Annotated in this window: 2 protein-coding genes; both read left to right on the top strand. The window is 65.2% G+C overall.

Annotated elements, in window-relative coordinates:
* The first annotated feature begins 89 nt into the window (after positions 1-89).
* Positions 90-1,889: an ABC transporter transmembrane domain-containing protein gene (locus Ga0080574_RS12885; protein ID WP_076699754.1), complete on the top strand. Its 1,800-nt coding sequence runs from the start codon at positions 90-92 to the stop codon at positions 1,887-1,889.
* An 810-nt stretch (positions 1,890-2,699) separates the two neighbouring features.
* Positions 2,700-19,229, top strand: a complete 16,530-nt coding sequence (locus tag Ga0080574_RS12880) for a beta strand repeat-containing protein (protein WP_076699752.1) — start codon at positions 2,700-2,702, stop codon at positions 19,227-19,229.
* The last annotated feature ends 10 nt before the right edge of the window (positions 19,230-19,239 follow it).

The raw sequence follows: 19,239 nt of genomic DNA, 5'->3' as shown, positions 1-19,239 counted from the left end.
TGCGCCTCTGGCCGGGAAATGCCGTGACGGGCCGCTTGATTCCTGCGACGGGCATGGCACAACACCCCGGCCACAGCACAGGAGAGGGCATGGCACACGGAAATCCGGCAACCGCAGTGGCAGAAGAGCGTGCGAAGTCCCGCAAACTGGGATCGCTCGGGGCGCTCTGGCCGTTCATGCTGCCCTATAAGGGGATGATGCTGGCGGCGGTGCTGGCGCTGATGGCCACGGCGGCGGTGTCGCTGACCCTGCCTCTGGCTGTGCGCCGGGTGGTGGACAATTTCAGCGTCGAGGACGGCGGTCTGCTCGATTACTACTTCCTCGCCGCGCTCGGCATCGCGGGGCTGCTCGCCGTCGGCACGGCGCTGCGCTATGCGCTGGTCACGCGGCTGGGCGAGCGCGTGGTGGCCGATATCCGCAAGGCGGTGTTCGACCGGGTGATCGGTCTCTCGCCGGTGTTCTACGAAAAGATCATGACCGGCGAGGTGCTGAGCCGCATCACCACCGATACCACGCTGATCCAGTCGGTGATCGGCTCCTCGGTGTCGATCGCGCTGCGCAATATCCTGATGATGACCGGCGGGCTGGTGCTGATGCTGCTGACCTCGGCCAAGCTCACCGGGCTGGTGCTGCTGCTGGTGCCGGTAGTGATCGTGCCGATCCTCACGCTGGGCCGCAAGCTGCGCAAGCTCAGCCGCGAGAATCAGGACTGGATCGCCGCCTCCTCGGGCAATGCCGCCGAAGCACTCTCGGCGGTGCAGACGGTGCAGGCCTTCACCCACGAGGCGATCTCGCGCAATGCCTTTGGCGAGGTGACGGAAAAGAGCTTCGACGCGGCGCGGCGGCGGATCTGGGTGCGGGCGCTGATGACCGCCATCGTGATCTTTCTGGTCTTTACCGGCGTCGTCGGCGTGCTCTGGATGGGCGCCTGGGACGTGCGCGCGGGCGAGATGAGCGCCGGCGCGCTGGTGCAGTTCGTGATCTATTCGGTGATGGTCGCTGGCGCGGTCGCCGCCCTGTCGGAGATCTTCGGCGAGTTGCAGCGGGCAGCGGGCGCCACCGAGCGGCTGGTCGAGCTGCTCGCGGCAGAAGATTCGGTCACCGACCCCGCCGCACCTAAGGCGCTGGCCGCGCCTGTCAAAGGCGCCATCGGTTTCGAGCATGTGGGCTTTTCCTACCCCTCGCGCCCCGAGGTGCCGGCACTCGACGATATCGACCTCGCGATCCGCCCGGGCGAGACCGTGGCGCTTGTCGGTCCTTCCGGCGCCGGCAAGACCACCATCGTGCAGTTGATCCAGCGCTTCTACGATCCGGATGCGGGCCGCGTGACCCTCGACGGCGTCGCGCTGGACGAGATGACGCGCGACGCCTTCCGCCGGCATATCGCGCTGGTGCCGCAGGATCCGGTGATCTTCGCCGCCTCGGCACGCGAGAACATCCGCTTCGGCCGGCCCGATGCCAGCGATGCCGAGATCGAGACGGCGGCCAAGGCGGCGGCGGCGCATGGTTTCATCTCCGCCCTGCCCGAAGGCTACGACACCTATCTGGGCGAGCGCGGCGTGATGCTGTCGGGCGGCCAGAAACAGCGCATCGCCATCGCCCGGGCGATCCTGCGCGACGCGCCGGTGCTGCTGCTCGACGAGGCGACCTCGGCGCTGGATGCGGAAAGCGAGCGCGCGGTGCAGGCGGCGGTCGACCGGCTCGCCGAAGGCCGCACCACCATCATCGTCGCCCACCGACTGGCCACGGTCAAAAAGGCCGACCGCATCGTGGTGATGGAGCAAGGCCGCATCGTGGCGCAGGGCTCGCATGACGCGCTGGTGGCAGAGGGCGGGCTCTATGCCCGGCTGGCACGGCTGCAATTCACCGACGGCATCGCCGCTGAGTGAGGCAACCGCAAGTGGCCGAGGCTTGCGCGCTGCGTCGCGACCTGTCGCTGTCGCTTCACTCACCGGGTCAATCGCAGCCTCACCCCATGTCGCAAGCGGCAGCCGGCGGTGCGCCAGCGCCTGGCACCGGTCCGCGCCTGCGCAACGGCAAGACGCTGGATCGCCCTTTGATATGATTACGAAAAAACGGCCAACACCCCATGCCGGAGCGCCGATAGTTGAAATCCACGCACCCGCCGGCAATTGAATGCGAGGCAGCTGGCATAGTAGATCGGGAAACCCCTGCGCCGCTGGCCTCAAAAAACACGACACAATAGACCTAAGCCCATATTCAAAAAAGAATACTTTCTGAAAAAGAAACATGACGCCTCGACCCATAACCTTCCCGTTTCCAACAGGGGTCGCACACAGGCGCAACAATATGAGCGCTCAAAATTTCAAATTATATTCATACACTTGCCAAAAAACCCACCTCCTCGAACGTCTCATCGCACAATAGACGCGATCCCTGACGGAACGAGCCGCGCCAGGCTCTTCACAAAAATCACATCACAAAAACCGAATTAAACGGCATGCGCGAAGTAATTACTCCAGGTCTCGAGCGCAGTCGCATTTGATCGCCCAGAAAATCTTTTTATTTTGCACAAATTTTAAACAAGCCATGGGGTTTCACCTGCCGCAACCGCCGATCTGCGCGCCGTCCGGAAAACCTCACCTTGTCAGATTTGCGAGAATCGCCCTACGCTCCAGTCATTACTTCGACGTCATTTATGACAACTGGCTTTTTAACCGTCTTGGCCCGGGGGCATTATGGTTTATGCAATTTCCGACGAATCTCGTCTGAATATTTTCACCCAATCCAATCAGAACAATGTCACCCTCGCGGCACTTGCCGGGGGCGGATACGTGGCGGTCTGGCAGTCGAATGGCCAGAATGGCAGCGGAACGGGACTGACCGCGCAGCTTCTGACAGAGTTCGGCGAACCGACCGGGCTGCCCTTCTTCATCGAGACCGACACGCTGGGCAATCAGGTCATCGGCGACGTCGCAGGTACCGCCGATGGCGGCTTCGTCGTGACCTGGGAGGGCGACGGCGCCACCGAGATCCTGGCGCGCCAGTTCGATGCCACAGGAACCCCCGTCACCGCCGAATTTCAGGTCAACTCCGAGACCTATTCCACGCAGATCTCGCCGAATGCGGCTGCACTGAGCGGTGGCGGCTATGTCATCGCCTGGGCCTCCTATAACGACGAGACCTATACCTACGACATCCGCGCCCAGCGCTTCGACGCCTCCGGCGCGCCCGCAGGCGCGGAATTCACCGTCAATACGACCCTGACGAACGGCCAGTACGCGCCCGAGATCACAGCGCTCAACGGTGGCGGCTTTGTCGTGGTCTGGGAGGACCGCTCCGGCGCCGACGGCTCCGGCTATGGCATCTTCGCGCAGCGCTACAACGCCGCTGGGGTGGCGCAGGGCGGCGAAACCCAGATCAACACCACGAACACGACCGGAACCCAGACCGAACCGGATGTCATGGCGCTGACCGGCGGCGGGTTTGTGGTCGTCTGGACGGATCAGAACGGCGCGGACGGATCGGTCTATGGCATCTACGGCCAGATCCTCGACGCATCCGGAGCCCCGGTGGGCGGTGAATTCCAGATCAACCAGAGCACCGCGTCCTATCAATGGCAACCCTCGGTCACCGCCACCTCGGATGGCGGTTTTTTCGTCACCTATTCCAGCTATACCTCGCCCGCTCCCGGATCGCCCTACGATATACTTGGGCGGCATTTCGACTCGACCGGCACCGCCACCGGCGATGAGGTTGTCGTCACCCAGGACGGCGCCGGCAACCTGCCTGAACATCCCGACAGCGTGATGCTGTCCAGCGGCGCCATTGTCGTCGCCTGGGACTATCCCGCAAGTGCTGGCGACGGCTCCGGCGACGCGGTCTACCAGCGCCTCTTTGCCCTCGACGGCGAAACCGTCGCCTTGCCGGTCAGCCCGACTCTCGAAGGCGTCGATCCGGCCATCACCTTCACCGAAGCCCAGATACAGGCCGCGCCGCAGATCCTCGACCTCAGCGGCGCGGTCGCGGTGTCAGGACCGGCCGATTTCGACGGCGGACGGCTGACCGTCAGCCGAATTACCGCGCGCGGCGATACGACCCCCTATTCCTCCGCGCTCGGCTATGAGGACGATATCCTCGGCCTGCGCGATCAGGGCACCGGTGCGGGACAGATCGGCCTCAGTGGCACCACCGTCAGCTTTGGCGGCACGGCCATCGGCACAATCGTGTCGGACGGAACGCTGGGCGCGCCGCTGGAGATTGTCTTCAACAGCAATGCGACGCCCCAGGCGGTCGAGGCGCTGGTCGAGAACCTGACCTACGCCAACCCGTCAGACGATCCGATCGCGCAGACACTGCTGGCCATCCGGATCGAGGATGGCGATGGGGGCACGAGCGACGCCGCGGTGATCGACGTCACGGTCCTTCCCGAAACCGATGCCACTGCGCCGGTTTTCGAAACGGAAATGCAGGTGAATACCTACACCGCATCGACCCAGCGCAACCCGACGGTCGCCGCGCTGAGCGATGGCGGCTGGGTGGTCATGTGGGAAAGCTATGGCCAGGACAGCCGGATCCAGGTCGACTACGGGATCATCGGTCAGCGCTATGATTCCCACGGGGCAGCTATCGGGCCGGAGTTCCTCGTCACCACGCAGCTTTTGAACAGCCAGACCGCGGTCGATGTGACGGCGATCACCGGCGGCGCCCATGCCGGCGGCTTCGTGGCCACATGGTACGACGCGGCGAATGGCAGCGAAGGCTATGTCCGCGCGCAGATCTTCGATGCATCGGGCGCCCGGGTGGGTGGCGAAATCGCCGTGCCCTCCAGCACCTACAGCACGCAGTCCGAGGCGCGCGTGGAAAGCTTTGCCGATGGCAGCTTCGCGATTGTCTGGAGCGCCAACCACAGCGGCAGCGGCACCGATGTGATGCTGCGCCTTTTCGATGCCTCGGGCAGCCCGATAGGTGGCGAGAGCTTTGTCTCCACGACGACGGCAAACGCCCAGAGCACGCCCGACATCGCGGCACTGGCTGGCGGCGGCTTTGCCGTCACCTGGTCCGGCGACGACACGGGCACCGCCACGCGGGAGATCTTTGCCCGGCTCTTCGACGCAAGCGGAGCGGCGGTCTCGGCCGAGATCGCGGTCAACAGTGCCACTGCCGGCCAGCAGAACGCTCCCGCCATCGTCGGGCTGACCGGCGGCGGGTTTGTCGTGGTCTGGACCGATGAAAGCGGCCTCGACGGCAGTCTTTGGGGCACCTACGGACAGATCTTTGCGGCCAACGGAACGCCGGTCGGCACGCAGTTCCTGATCAACGAACTGACCGGCAGCTACCAGTACCAGCCCGAGATCACGGCGCTGCCCGGTGGCGGGTTCTCTGTCGTCTTCAGCTCGACCGCGTCGGCATATAACGGCTATGACGTGCTGATGCAGACATATGACGCCGCCGGCAACCGGATCGACGGCGAGACCCGCGTCAGCCAGCTTCCCCAAGGCACGCAGGAAAACCCCTCTCTGGCGACGCTGGCCAATGGTGACGTGATCGTCGTCTTTGAGGACCAGAACGGCACGGATGGCTCCGGTACGGGCATTTTCCAGCAGATCATGGGCGATCCGGCGCATTATCCTCCGGCCGACGCCAACCCGCGCATCAGCATTGCCGAGCACGCCGTCACGCTGACCGAAGCCGATGTCAACGCAGGCCCGCAGCTCCTGTTCGAGGGCGTCGATGTCGGCGACGCCGACAGCGCCGATTTCGACGGCGGACGGCTGACGGTCTATGTCGCCGACATCGCCGGCGCTGGCAGCCAGTTCTCCGCACCCGACGATTTCAGCCAGGACCAGATCGGCATTCGCGATCAGGGCACCGGTGCAGGGCAGATCGGCGTGTCCGGCAACAGCGTCACCTATGGCGGCGCGGTCATCGGCACGATCGCGCCCGTCAGCGCCAGCGGCGTGCAGCTCACGGTGGACCTGACCGCCGCGGCCACGCCGCAGGCCGTCGAAGCGCTGCTTCAAAACGTCACCTACGCCAATCCTTCCGACGACCCGGAAGCCACCCGCACGGTGCGGGTCATGCTGACCGACGGCGATGGCGGTGTTTCGAACCCGACCGATATCAGTGTCACGCTGACACCCGAACTCGACGGTTTTGCGGCAGCCGCGCCCGAGCAACAGGTCAACAGCTTCAGCTATGGCAATCAGACGGCGCCCGGGATCGCCACTCTGAACACCGGCGACTACGTCGTGGTCTGGAGTTCTTATGACCAGGACGCCGGCAGCAACGATGACGGCGTCTACGCCCAGCGCTTCGACGCCACCGGCCAGGCGCTCGGTGAGGAATTCCAGATCAATACGACGACGGCCTCCAGTCAATCGGATGCCGATATCGCGCCCATCGCGGCGGCCGATGGCGGCGGCTTTGTCGTGGTGTGGCGGGACACGGACAGCAGCGCTGCCGGCGAAATCATGGCGCAGGTCCTCAACGATGACGGCACGCCGCGCGGAACGGAATTCCAGGTCGAGACCAATACCAGCTCGACGCAGTATCAGCCGGCCGTAGCGCAGGTCGCGGGCGGGTTCATCGTGGCCTGGGCGTCCTATGAGGCGGGCAGCTACAATATCAAGGCTCAGTTCTTCGACGGATCCGGCAGCGCGCTCGGCGCGGAATTCTCCGTCGCCTCGACCGCCGGCACCGAACGGCTGCCCGCCATCGCGACCGGCCCATCCGGCGAGATCCTCATCGCCTGGCAGGACGAAACGACCAACGATGTCCATGCGCAGCGTATCGACGGCAGCGGTGCCGCCATTGGCAGCGCCTTCCAGCTCAACGAAACCGCAGCAGGCAGGCAGTACCTGCCGCAGGTGACCTATCTGAGCGACGGGCGCATCGTTGCGGTCTGGACCGATCAGAGCGGGCTCGACGGCTATGGCTACGGCGTCTTTGCCCGGCTCTTCGCCGCGGACGGAACCCCGCTCGGCGGCGAGTTCCTCGTGGCGGAGGATGTGAACGGCAACGAATACGGCATCGACGTCATGGCTCTGTCCGATGGCGGCTTTGCAATCAGCTATGACGGCGCCAACGACGCCAGTGGCGGCGGCGCCTTCGCGCAGATCTACAACGCCGACGGGTCGCGCCGCGACGGACCGCTGCAACTCAACGAAGAGACGTCGAGCACCCAGTATGGCCCGGTTTTGACCGAGGTATCCGATGGCACCGACGCCGGGCTCGCTGCGGCCTGGGTCTCGAGCAACAGCGGCAGCGCGGGCGATGGCTCCGGCTACGGCATCTTCACCCGTGTCTTTGGCCCGGAGAGCAGCTTCCAGCCTGCCAACCTGGCACCGGTGCTCGACAATCTCGATGCCATCGCCGATTTCGGCGTGGCCGACGTGACCTCGCCCATGTTGATCGACAACGCCGTCGAGCTGAGCGACGCCGACAGCGCCGATTTCGATGGTGGCGCGGTCACGCTGCGCTATCTCGATCACCAGGCCGGAGCCGATGCGCAGCTCAGCATCATCGCCGGGCGCGGCATCTCTGTATCGGGCAGCGATATCCTCTATGACGGCACTGTCATCGGCACCGTCGATGCCACCGACAACGGCGTGAACGGCGCCGATCTGGTGATCTCGCTCAACGCCAATGCCAATGCCGCGAACGTACAGATTCTCATCGAACGCCTCGGCTACAGCTCGACGGCGCCGGTTGTCGGCGTCGACCGCTCGGTCAGCCTGCGGATCAGTGACGGCGATGGCGGGCTCAGCGCCGGCGAAAGCATCCGTCTCGAAATCGAAAGCGCCACACCTGCGCTTGGCAACAGCCTTGCCGAGATCGACGACGCCTATGCCACCGAAAGCCAGGTCGAGGCCGGGCTGCGCCTCGATCCCTCGATCGAGTTCAACTATGACCTCGGAAACGGGTTCGATGGCGGTTATGTCGAGATCTCCTATCGCACCACAACGCGCGGCACGACAGCGTTCGAAACGCTGAGCGTCGCCGATATCGGAACCGGCACCAATCAGATCGGCATTTCCGGCACCGACATCACCTTTGGCGGCGTGGTCATCGGCAACATCGACGCCACCGCGAACGGCCAGTCGGGCGCCGATCTGCGGGTGAACCTGGTCGCCGCGGCGACCCCCGACGCGATCACCGCGCTGATCGAAGCGCTGACCTATTCCAACAGCTCCGACGGCCCGCCCGAGCAGGTGAACCTGGAAATCGAGGTGCGCGACGCCGCGAATTCCAGCACCGGATCGCCGGATTTCGAACTCTACATCACGCGCGAGAACGATGGGGGCGCGCAGCCGCTGGGCGACGCGGCGCAGGTCAACGCCTTCAGCATCGGCGATCAGCAAAACGCGGCCATCACGGAGCTTGCCGATGGCGGCTTCGTCGTCACATGGCAGAGCTACAATCAGGACAGCGCCAGCGGCTACGACTGGGGGATTTACCAGCAGCGCTATGACGCCGAAGGCCAGCCGGTCGGCCCCGAAGAGCTGGTGAACGAAACCACCGCCGGCAGCCAGAGCGACCCGCATGTGAGTGCGCTCGGCACCGGCGGCTGGGTGACCGTCTGGGAATCGAATGACAACAGCGGCTCGGGCATCTGGGCGCGGATCCACGACGCCAGCGGCGTGCCCGGCGCCGAGTTTCAGGTAAACGTCCAGACCAGCTCGACACAGCAGCTGCCGCGCGTCACCGCGCTCTCCAACGGGAATTTCGTCGTAGCCTGGGAATCCGCGACCTCTGGCAGCGCAGGCGACGGCAATGGTTACGGCATCGTCGCGCGCATCTTCAGCGCGACCGGTACGCCGCTCGGCGCGGGCGACCTGATCCTCAACAGTCTCACCACCGGCAGCCAGCAGGATGTCGATCTCGTGGCGCTGTCCGGTGGCGGCTTTGTCGCAGTCTGGGAGAGCAACGGGGTGGACGGAGACGGCGACGGGATCGCTTTCCAGCGCTTCGACAACAGCGGTAGCCCGCTGGGCGGCGAAACGGTGGTGAACACCACCGCCACCGGACACCAGCGCAATCCGAGCGCCGGCGCGCTCACAGACGGCGGCTTTGTCGTGGTCTGGGACAGCCCGGACGGCAGCGGCGACGGCGTTTTCATGCAACGCTTCTCTGCCACCGGCAGCACAGTGGGCGGCGAGGTGCAGGTGAGCGACTGGCAACCGGCGTCGCAGTACCAGGCCGATGTGACCGGCACCACCGATGGCGGTTGGATCGTCACCTTCTATGACGGCGATTATCGCGGCACCGGCAGCTACAATGTCTACGCCCAGCGCTATGCCCCGGACGGCAGCCGCATTGACAGCAACACCCGTGTCAACGCCGCCACCGACGGCACCCAGAGCGACCCCGCGATCGCCGCTCTGAGCGACGGGCGCGTCGCCATTGCCTATACCAGCACAAGCAGCGGCAGCGCCGGCGACGGGTCCGCCAACGGGGTGTTCCTGACCCTGATGGGCGACCCCGCCGAAACCCAGAGTGTCGCGCCGAACCTCGCACCGATTGCGGATGTCACCCTCGGTGAAGCGGCGATCAACGCCGGCGCGGCGGCGCTGTTCCTGCCCGGCTCCATCGCGATCTCCGACAGCGACAGCGTCGATTTCGACGGCGGCCGCCTCATGGTTCATGTTGTTCGCGTCAATGCCGCGACCGCGCAATTCGCCAGCCCCGACGATTTCTCACAGGATGTGTTCGGCCTTCAGGGCAGCGGCATTTCCGTTTCTGGCGGCGTCGTCAGCGTCGACGGCATCGTCGTCGGCAACCTGCTGCGCGACGGCCAGAGCGGAGCGGGGCTGGAAATCGCTCTCACCGCAGGGGCAACGCCAGAGCGTATCGAGACCCTGCTCGGCGGGCTCACATATGCCAACAGCTCGAATGATCCCAGCGCTCTGCGCGAGGTGGAGATCACCCTCTCGGACGGCGACGGCGGCGTGCTCGAACACACGACGTTCGAGGTGATCATCACGCCGGAAACCGACGGGTTCGAGATGATCGGCGGCGAAGCACAGGTCAACAGCTTTACTGCCAACACACAGAACGCGCCGGCGGTGGCCGGGCTCGCCGGCGGCAGCTATGTGGTGGTCTGGCAATCCTACAATCAGGACAATCCCGGCGATAACGACTACGGCATCATTGCCCAGCTGATGGATCCCTCGGGCCAGCCGATCGGACCCGAACTGGTGGTGAATACCACGGTTGCCGCGTCGCAAGTCGCGCCGGATGTGGTCGCGCTCTCCGATGGCGGCTTTGTCGTCGCGTGGTCGGGAACCGGCCTCATAGACGGGAACGGCACCTTCGCGCAGCGCTTCGATGCGACAGGCGCGGCGGTCGGCTCCGAATTCCGGCTGAACGATACCGTCTCGGGCGGGCAGGACAGCGTCGCTCTGGCGGCGGTGCCGGGCGGCGGGCTGATCGCGGTCTGGCGGAATTACTCGACCAGCGAGATCGAGGCCCGGCTGTTCGATGCCTCCGGCGCGGCGCTGGGAAGCGAATTCGCCGTGAGCACGACCTTGGGCGGCGTGCTCGATCCGGAGGTCATCGCGCTTTCCGGCGGCGGCTTTGTCGTTGGCTGGAATCTCGGCGACACGCTCTACGCGCAGCGACTGGATGCCACCGGAACCCCCGTCGGCACCGAGTTCACTGTAAGCACCGGTGGCGCGGGCACGATCTCTGACGCGCAGCTCGCGGCCCTGAGCGGCGGCGGCTTCGCCGTTGCCTGGACAGAGAGCGGCGGCCAGGACGGAAACGGCTGGGGGATCTACGCCGCAACCTATGACGCGGCCGGAAACGTGCAGACCGCTCCGTTCCTGGTCAATGAATACGTGAATTCCACGCAGAACGAGCCGGCGATCTCGGCCACCGCCGACGGCGGCTTTGTGGTCACCTTCCGCGATAATTCCGCCGCGCTCGACACCAGCGGGTACGGCATCGTCGCCCAGCAGTTCGACGCCAATGGCAACCGCATCGACGGCAGCCTTCTCGTCAACGAGGAAACGAGCGGCTCGCAGACGCAGCCGGCAGTCGCCCTGCTCGCCTCCGGAGCGCTGGCCTTTGCATGGACCTCGCCGAGCTCCGGCACCGCCGGTGACGGCAGCGGAGATGGCGTATTCTCGCGGATCCTCGGCGATCCGGCGGCGTTCGCGCCCGAGGAGCGTCCGGTGCTCCAGGGGCTGAACGACGCGGTCGCCATGACGGAACTCGCGCTGAATATCGGGCCGCAGTTGATCGACGCGAATGCCGCCGTCGCGCTGTCGGACAACGACAGCAGCGATTTCGATGGCGGCTTCCTGCGTGTCGACATGGTGCGCGACAGCCTGGCCTATGACCATCAGGTCGCCCCGCCGGACAACAGCGCGCAGGACAATCTGGGGCTGCGCCAGGCCCAGGGGATCACCGTCTCGGGCGGCGCTGTCTCGGTCGGCGGAACCGTGGTCGGCCAGATCACCGAAAGCGGCGTGGCCGGCGCGCCGTTCGAAATCACGTTCAATGCCAATGCCAGCGTCGCCGCGATCGAGCTGCTCATCGAGAATCTGACCTACCGCAACAGCTCGGATGCGCCCGAAAGCACCCGCATCGTGCGGGTGCAGGTTGGCGATGGCGACGACGGTGCCAGTGACCCGGCCTTCGTCACGATCAATATCGCACCGCAGACCGATGGGGCGACACCGCTTGCGGGCGAACGCCAGGCCAATACAACGACCGCGAGCCATCAGTCCGAAAGCGATGTCGCACGGCTCGACGATGGCGGTTTCGTCATCGTCTGGCAGGGCTGGGACAGTACCGACAGCACCTATTCGATCTTTGGCCAGCGGTTCGACGCCAATGGCAACCCGGTCGACACCGAATTCCTCGTGAACACCGATGTCACCGGCTACAAGCACGAGCCCGAGGTCACGGCGCTGGACACCGGCGGATGGGTGGTCACCTGGCACGACAGCGACGGGCAGGACGGCAGCAGCAACGGCGTCTTTATGCAGCGCTATGCCTCGGATGGCAGCCCCGCCGGCACCGAGACGCAGGTCAATACCTACACCAACTCGACGCAGTACGACGCCAGCGTCACCGTATTGTCCAACGGCGACTATGTGGTGACCTATGCCAGCTACAACAACACCGGCGCCGGCGCCGGCGGCAGCGGATATGACGTCTTTGCCCAGGTCTTCCAGGCCGATGGCACACCGGTCGGCACCGAGTCCCTGGTGAACACCGAAGTTGCGAGCGGACAGGAGATGCCTTCTGTCACCGCGCTCGCCAGCGGCGGCTTTGCGGTTTCGTGGGAATCCGCCAGCTCGGGCAGCGCGGGCGATGGCTCGGGCGACGGTATCTTCGCGAGGATCTATGGCAACGCGGCTTCGGGCTATGCGCCGGTCGCCGCCGAGTTCGCGGTCAATGACTACACCGAGAATGCGCAGCAGCTGCCCGCCATCGCGATGCTCAACAGCGGCGGCTTTGTCATCACCTGGGAAAGCTACGGCGCGGATGGCAGCACCGAGGGTATCTTTGCGCAGATCTTCGATGCCGGCGGCACCGAGGTCGGCCAGGAATTCCGCGTCAACGACGAACGCATCGGCTACCAGACCGCACCGGATGTGACCGGGCTGTCGAATGGCGGCTTCGTGGTGACCTATATCTCCGACGACGGCTACGGCAACGGTGTCTATGCCCAGCAGTACGACGCGGCGGGAAACCGTATCGACGGCCCCGTGCTGGTCAACACCGCCATCGAAAGCAACCAGGACGAGGCCTCGGTCGCCGCGCTTGACGCCGGCGGCTTTGTGGTCAGCTACACCTCGCAAACCAATGGCGCCGCGGGCGATGGCGATGGCAACGGCATCTTCTACCAGGTCTTCACAAATACCTCGCCGATCGTGACCAACGTCTCCGCGACGACCGCCGAAGACGTCAGCCTCGTGCTCGACGCCGCGACGTTCGAGGCCGGCTTCTCCGATCCGGAAGGCGATCCCATGGTCGCGATCCGGATCGACGTGCTGCCCTCGGTGGGAACGCTGGAATATATGGGCTCGCCCGTCACACCGGGCCAGGAAATCACCGTTGCCGAACTCGATGCCGGCGCGCTGGTCTATATCCCGGTTCCGGATTTCAACGGCAGCGCGGATTTCGGCTGGACCGGCACCGATGGCAGCGGTTACGCCAATGCCATCGCGCTCAGCAACATCACGGTGACCCCGGTCAACGACCCCGTGGGTCTCGGCCCGGTTCCCAACCAGAGCATCGGCGAAGGCAGCACGCTGTCGCAGCAACTGAGCTTTGCCGATCCCGACGGCGATACCTACGCGGTGACGGTGAACTACGGCGAGGGCGACGCGGATGTAAGCTTCAACACCACGTCGCATGCGCCCTATCTCAGCAATCACTACGAATCCGAAGGCGTCTATACCGTCACGCTCAGCGTCGACGACGGCGCGGGATCGGTAGAGAACACCAGCTTTACCGTGACCGTGAACAACGCCGCGCCCAACGCCGACAATGAGACTTATTCCACCGACGAGGACACCGCCGTCTCCGGCGTCAATATCTTCACGGGCGACAGCGATCCCGGCGGCGATCCGTTCACCATCACCGAGATCGACGGCGTTGCCTATACGCCGGGCGACACCGTAACGCTGGCCTCCGGCGCCTCGGTGACCGTCTCGGCGAGCGGCGATCTGGTCTACGATCCCAGCAGCTCGGCATCGCTTCAGGCGCTGGCCAGCGGCGGCTCCGCCACCGACAGCTTTACCTACACGATCGAGGATGATGGGGGGCTCACGGACACCGCGGTGGTCACCGTGTATGTCTCGGGCGCCGACGACAATGTTTCGGCGCAGGACGACGCCTTTACCACCGACGAGGACAGTGCTGTCACCGGCTCGGTCTTTGCCGACAATGGCAACGGCGCCGACACGGATCCCGAAGGCGATACGCTGACCGTGGTGCAGGTCGATGGCGACGCGCTCAATGTCGGCGCGCCCCGGGCCCTGTCAGGCGGCGGGGTGCTTCAGATCGACAGCGACGGCAGCCTCAGCTTCAACGCCGCCGGCCAGTACGAAGAGCTGGGCGTGGGCCAGACGCGCGACATCTCCTTCATCTATGTGGTCGAGGAGTCCGGCTCCGGCCTCACCGCCAGCGCGCAGGGCACCGTCACCGTCACCGGCGTGAACGACGCGCCCGTGGCGGACAACGAGACCGCCTTCACCAATGCGGGTACACCGGTCGAGATCTTCGTGCTTTCCGGCGATTACGACCCCGACCAGACGGACACTCCGGGCCTTGCCTCGGTGGGCACCGCGAGCAACGGAAGCGTTTCGATCAACGACAACGCAACGCCGGGCGATACCACCGACGACAGCGTGATATATACACCTGATGGCGGGTTCTCGGGCAGCGACAGCTTTACCTACACGGTGAGCGACGGCAATGGCGGCGTCGATACCGCGACTGTCACCGTGAACGTGCAGGGCAATACCGCGCCGGTCGCCAACAATGATTTCGCCGCGACCATCTATCAAACACCGGTGACCATCGACGCGGGCGGCAACGATATCGACGCTGACGGCGACGCGCTCTCGGTGACGGCGGCGGGCCCCGCCGGCAACGGCACCGTCATCATCGACGACAACGGCACGCCGGGCGACAGCAGCGACGACCGCATCGTCTATACGCCCGATACCGGGTTTTCCGGGTCCGACAGTTTCAGCTACACGGTCAGCGACGGCACCGACAGCGCCACCGCCACGGTCAGTGTCTCGGTTGCGGCACCGGCCGATGTCGTCTCGACCTTCGACACCGACACCGAGGGATGGACGGTCACGGGCGATGTCACCGGGCTGCAATGGGTTGCAACCGGGGGCAATCCCGACGGGCATATCGAGGCCACAGACCTCGCCACCGGCCCTTACTGGTACTGGGTCGCGCCGGGTGCCTTCCTCGGCGACCGCAGCGCCTATTCCGGCGGCAGCCTCACCTTCGACCTGAGCAGCGGCGGCGGCAACGGATCGGCAAACGCCGCGCCGGATCTGCTGCTCACGGGCGGCGGGGTGACCATCGCGCTCGATATCGGGCAGGCGGATGCCGCCTGGACGAGTTTCACCACCTATCTCGACACCCGCAGCGACTGGAGGGTTGGCACGGAATCCGGTGCTGTCGCATCGCAGTCCCAAATCGACGCGGTGCTGGCCGACCTGCAAAGCATCGAGATCCGGGGCGAGTACCGCAGCGGTGTCGATGTCGGCACGCTCGACAATGTCATTCTTGCACTGCCCGTGCCCAACGTGGCGCCGGTCGCGACGGATGACAGCGCGACGACCGACGAGGATACCGCGACCGACATTTCCGTGCTGGCCAATGACAGCGACAGCGATGGCGGAACGCTCTCGGTCGCAGCCGTCTCCAACGGGGCGCACGGCACCACGGCGATCAATCCCGATGGCACGATCACCTATACCCCGGTTGGCAATTTCGCCGGCAGCGACAGTTTCACCTACACGCTGAGCGACGGTCAGGGCGGAACCGATACCGCCAGCGTCGCGATCACGGTCACCGAGGTGAACGACGCTCCGGTCGCCGGGAACGACAGCGAAACCGTGGTCGAGGATGGCACGCTCACCGGCAATGTCAGCGGGAACGACAGCGATGTCGACGACGCATCGCTGAGCTACACCCTGCTGAGCGGCCCCTCCGACGGGGCGCTGACCTTCAATGGCGACGGCAGCTTCAGCTATTCGCCGGACACCGATTTCGCCGGCTCCGACAGCTTCACCTATCAGGTCTCGGACGGGCGCGGCGGGACCGATACGGCCACGGTCTCGATTACCGTCACACCCGAGAATGACGCGCCGGTGGCGGTGAATGACAGCTACGTCCTGAACGAAGATGTCTTCTCCGGCGCCAACGCGGCAGGCGGCGTTCTCGCCAACGACGCGGATGCCGATGGCGACAGCCTCACCGTCTCGCTCATCTCGGACACGTCGCACGGGACGCTCAGCCTCAGCCCGGATGGCAGCTTCAGCTACGATCCCGATCCCGATTTCAATGGGTTCGACAGCTTTACCTACGAAGTGTCCGATGGCAGTGGCGGCACCGATCAGGCAACCGTGTCGCTCCAGATCAACCCGGTGAACGACGCGCCGGTAGCCGTGGATGACAGCTTCTCCACCGGTTTCGAAACGGCGATCACGATCCCGGCTCCAGGCCCGCTGGCCAACGATACCGACGTGGACGGGGATACGCTGACCGTATCGTCCATCCTGCCGGGTGCGAACGGAACCGTCAGCGGCGTCGCTGCGGACGGCACGTTCACCTTTACGCCTAACGCGGGCTTCTCCGGCACCGAAACGCTCAGTTACATCGTCTCGGACGGCACCCTGACGGATACGGGCACCATAACCATCCAGGTCGCTCCGCCGGTCTCGGCCTTCTCGATCGCAGACATTACCATCGGCGAGGGCGACGGCACCGCCACCTTTACCATTACGCGCACTGGCGACACCAGCGTGGCCAGCGACCAGTTGACGGTGGGCTTTACCGACGGCACGGCGCTGGCAGGCAGCGATTACACTGGCGGACTGTTCCTGCCCTTCACATTCGCCGCTGGCCAGACGATTACGACGGTCTCGACAGGCATCATCGACGACGCGCTTGTCGAGGGTGACGAGAGCTTCTTCCTAGAACTGCGCGCCCACTCGTCGGGCACGCTGCTGGCCACCGGTCAGGCGACGATCACCGACAACGACATCGCCAATGATGCCCCCGGGCTCGAGGCCGGGCTGGACGAAACGATCAGCGAGGGCGAGACCCTCACCCGCACGCTGAGCCTTACCGATACCGACACCCAGACCCGCAGCTTTACCGTCGACTGGGGTGACGGTTCGGCCCCCGAAAGCTTCGACAGCGGCCTCACCGATCCGCAGATACAACACGATTATCTCGACGACGGGCTCTATACCGTAACGGTGACGGTAGACGACAACGCCGGCGCCGCGAACTCGACCGAAACCGACAGCTTTGCCGTGACGGTCGGCAATCTGCCGCCGGTGGCCGCGGCCGACAGCGGCACGGTCTCGGAAGACGGGCCCGCCGCAAATCTGGGATCGCCGCTGCTCAACGACAGCGACCCGGGCTTCGATACGATCACGATGACGGGTTACGCCGGTATCTCCTCGTCCGATGCGGCCTTCTTTGACACGCCAAACCTGCTGCCTTCGGGCGCGACGATCACCTTCACCAGTTCCGGCGATTTCGTCTACGATCCGAACGGCGCCTTCGAAACGCTGGCGGCGGGCGCGAGCGCCACCGACAGCTTTACCTACACAATCGAAGACGAAGACGGCGCCACCGATACCGGCACCGTGACCGTCACGATCAACGGCGAGAACGACGCGCCGGTCTATGCCGACATCCCGGTGACGACCGCCGAGGATACCGCGATATCCGTACCGTTCGACAACGCCACCGATGTCGACGGCGACCCGCTCTCCTACAGCGTGCACAGCGCGCCCGCGAACGGTTCGGTGGCGGTCAACGCCCTAGGTGAGGTGATCTACACGCCCGATCCGGATTTCAACGGAACCGACAGCTTCGACATGCTGGTCGAGGACGGCAATGGCGGCAGCGATACGGCGACCGTCACCGTCACGGTGACGCCGGTGAACGATGCGCCGGATGCAGTCGGCGACAGCGGCACCGCCGTTACGGGCACCGCCACGCGCTTCGATGTTCTCGATAATGACGGCGACCCAGATGGTGACACGATCGGGCTGATCGCCGTCGGCACCGCCACGAACGGTACAGTCGCGATCGACGACAACGGAACGCCGGGCGATGCCTCCGATGACAGTCTCGTCTACACCGCGACCGGCGGCTTCACCGGTATCGACAGCTTCACCTACACGATCTCCGACGGTGCCCTCACCGACAGCGCGACGGTGACCGTGACGGTCGGTGCGGCCCCTGTCGGTATCGTCGGCACCCCCGGCAACGACCGGCTGACCGGCACACCGGAGCAGGACACCATCTCGGGCCTTGCCGGCAACGACCGCATATATGGTCTGGCTTCTGGCGACGTGATCGATGGCGGTGCCGATGACGACCGCATCTATGGCGGCGAAGGCAACGACACCATTACTGGTGGCACCGGCAATGACGTTATCTATGCCGATCTGGGCGGCAATCGCGAGGCCGGAGCGATTGGCGCGGATGTGCTTGTCTTCGGCATGAATGATGGCGCGGACCGGGTCTTCGATTTCGCGCCGGGCGCCGACCGCATCCAGCTCATCGGGCCTGCGACGGCAGTGTTCAGTTACAACCCGGCCACCCAAAACACCGTGATGACCTACGGGTTGACCCGGGTCACCTTCTACGGCGCCAATGTCTCCGCCGCCGATGTCCTGCCGGTCGGGAATACGCCCCCCGACGCGGCAAACGATGCGGTGGAGACCGACGCCGGGACCGCGGTCGCGATCCAGGTGCTCGGCAATGACAGCGACCCCGACGGCGATGCACTCTCCATCCTGTCGCTCGCTCAGCCGGCCAATGGCAGTGCCGTCATCGACGACAACGGCACGCCGGGCGATGGCAGCGACGATGTCATCGTCTATACGCCGGATGCCGGCTTTGTCGGTCCGGACAGCTTCAGCTACCAGGTCTCCGACGGCAATGGCGGACTTGCCCAGGCCACCGTCGATATCGCGGTGGGGGTGGTCACCATCACCGGCACGGCGGGCGAGGACCGGCTGGTCGGCACGCAGGGCCGCGATGTGATCGACGGTCTCGGCGATGACGACCTGCTCTTGGGCGAAGGCGGCAACGACGCCATCGCGGGCGGAGCCGGCAACGACACGGCCCGCGGCGGCGCGGGTGACGACAGTATCGACGGCGGCGGCAATAACGACCGTATCAGCGGCGAGGACGGCGACGACGACCTTCTGGGCGGCGACGGCAACGACCGGGTCTATGGCGGCGCGGGCAATGACACCGTTACCGGCGGCGAAGGCGACGATGTCCTCTTCGGCGATCTCGGCGGTGACAGGACGGCCGGAGCGACCGGTGCCGATTCCTTCGTGTTCGGTACAAATGACGGGCGCGACCAGGTGTTCGATTTCGTCTCTTCGGTGGATCAGGTCATTCTGGTTGGCGGCGGCGGCTACACGCTGACGCATGATGGCAGCGACACGCTGATCGAATTCGGCAGCTCCACGATCGTGTTTTACGATGAGCTTCTCGCCCATACCGACATTACAATGATCGTCTGATGATCACGCC

The organism is Salipiger abyssi (assembly GCF_001975705.1).
In the GTDB taxonomy this organism is placed as follows: domain Bacteria; phylum Pseudomonadota; class Alphaproteobacteria; order Rhodobacterales; family Rhodobacteraceae; genus Salipiger; species Salipiger abyssi.
Note: the sequence above shows the minus strand (reverse complement) of the source record. Positions and strands in the feature narration are given on the sequence as shown.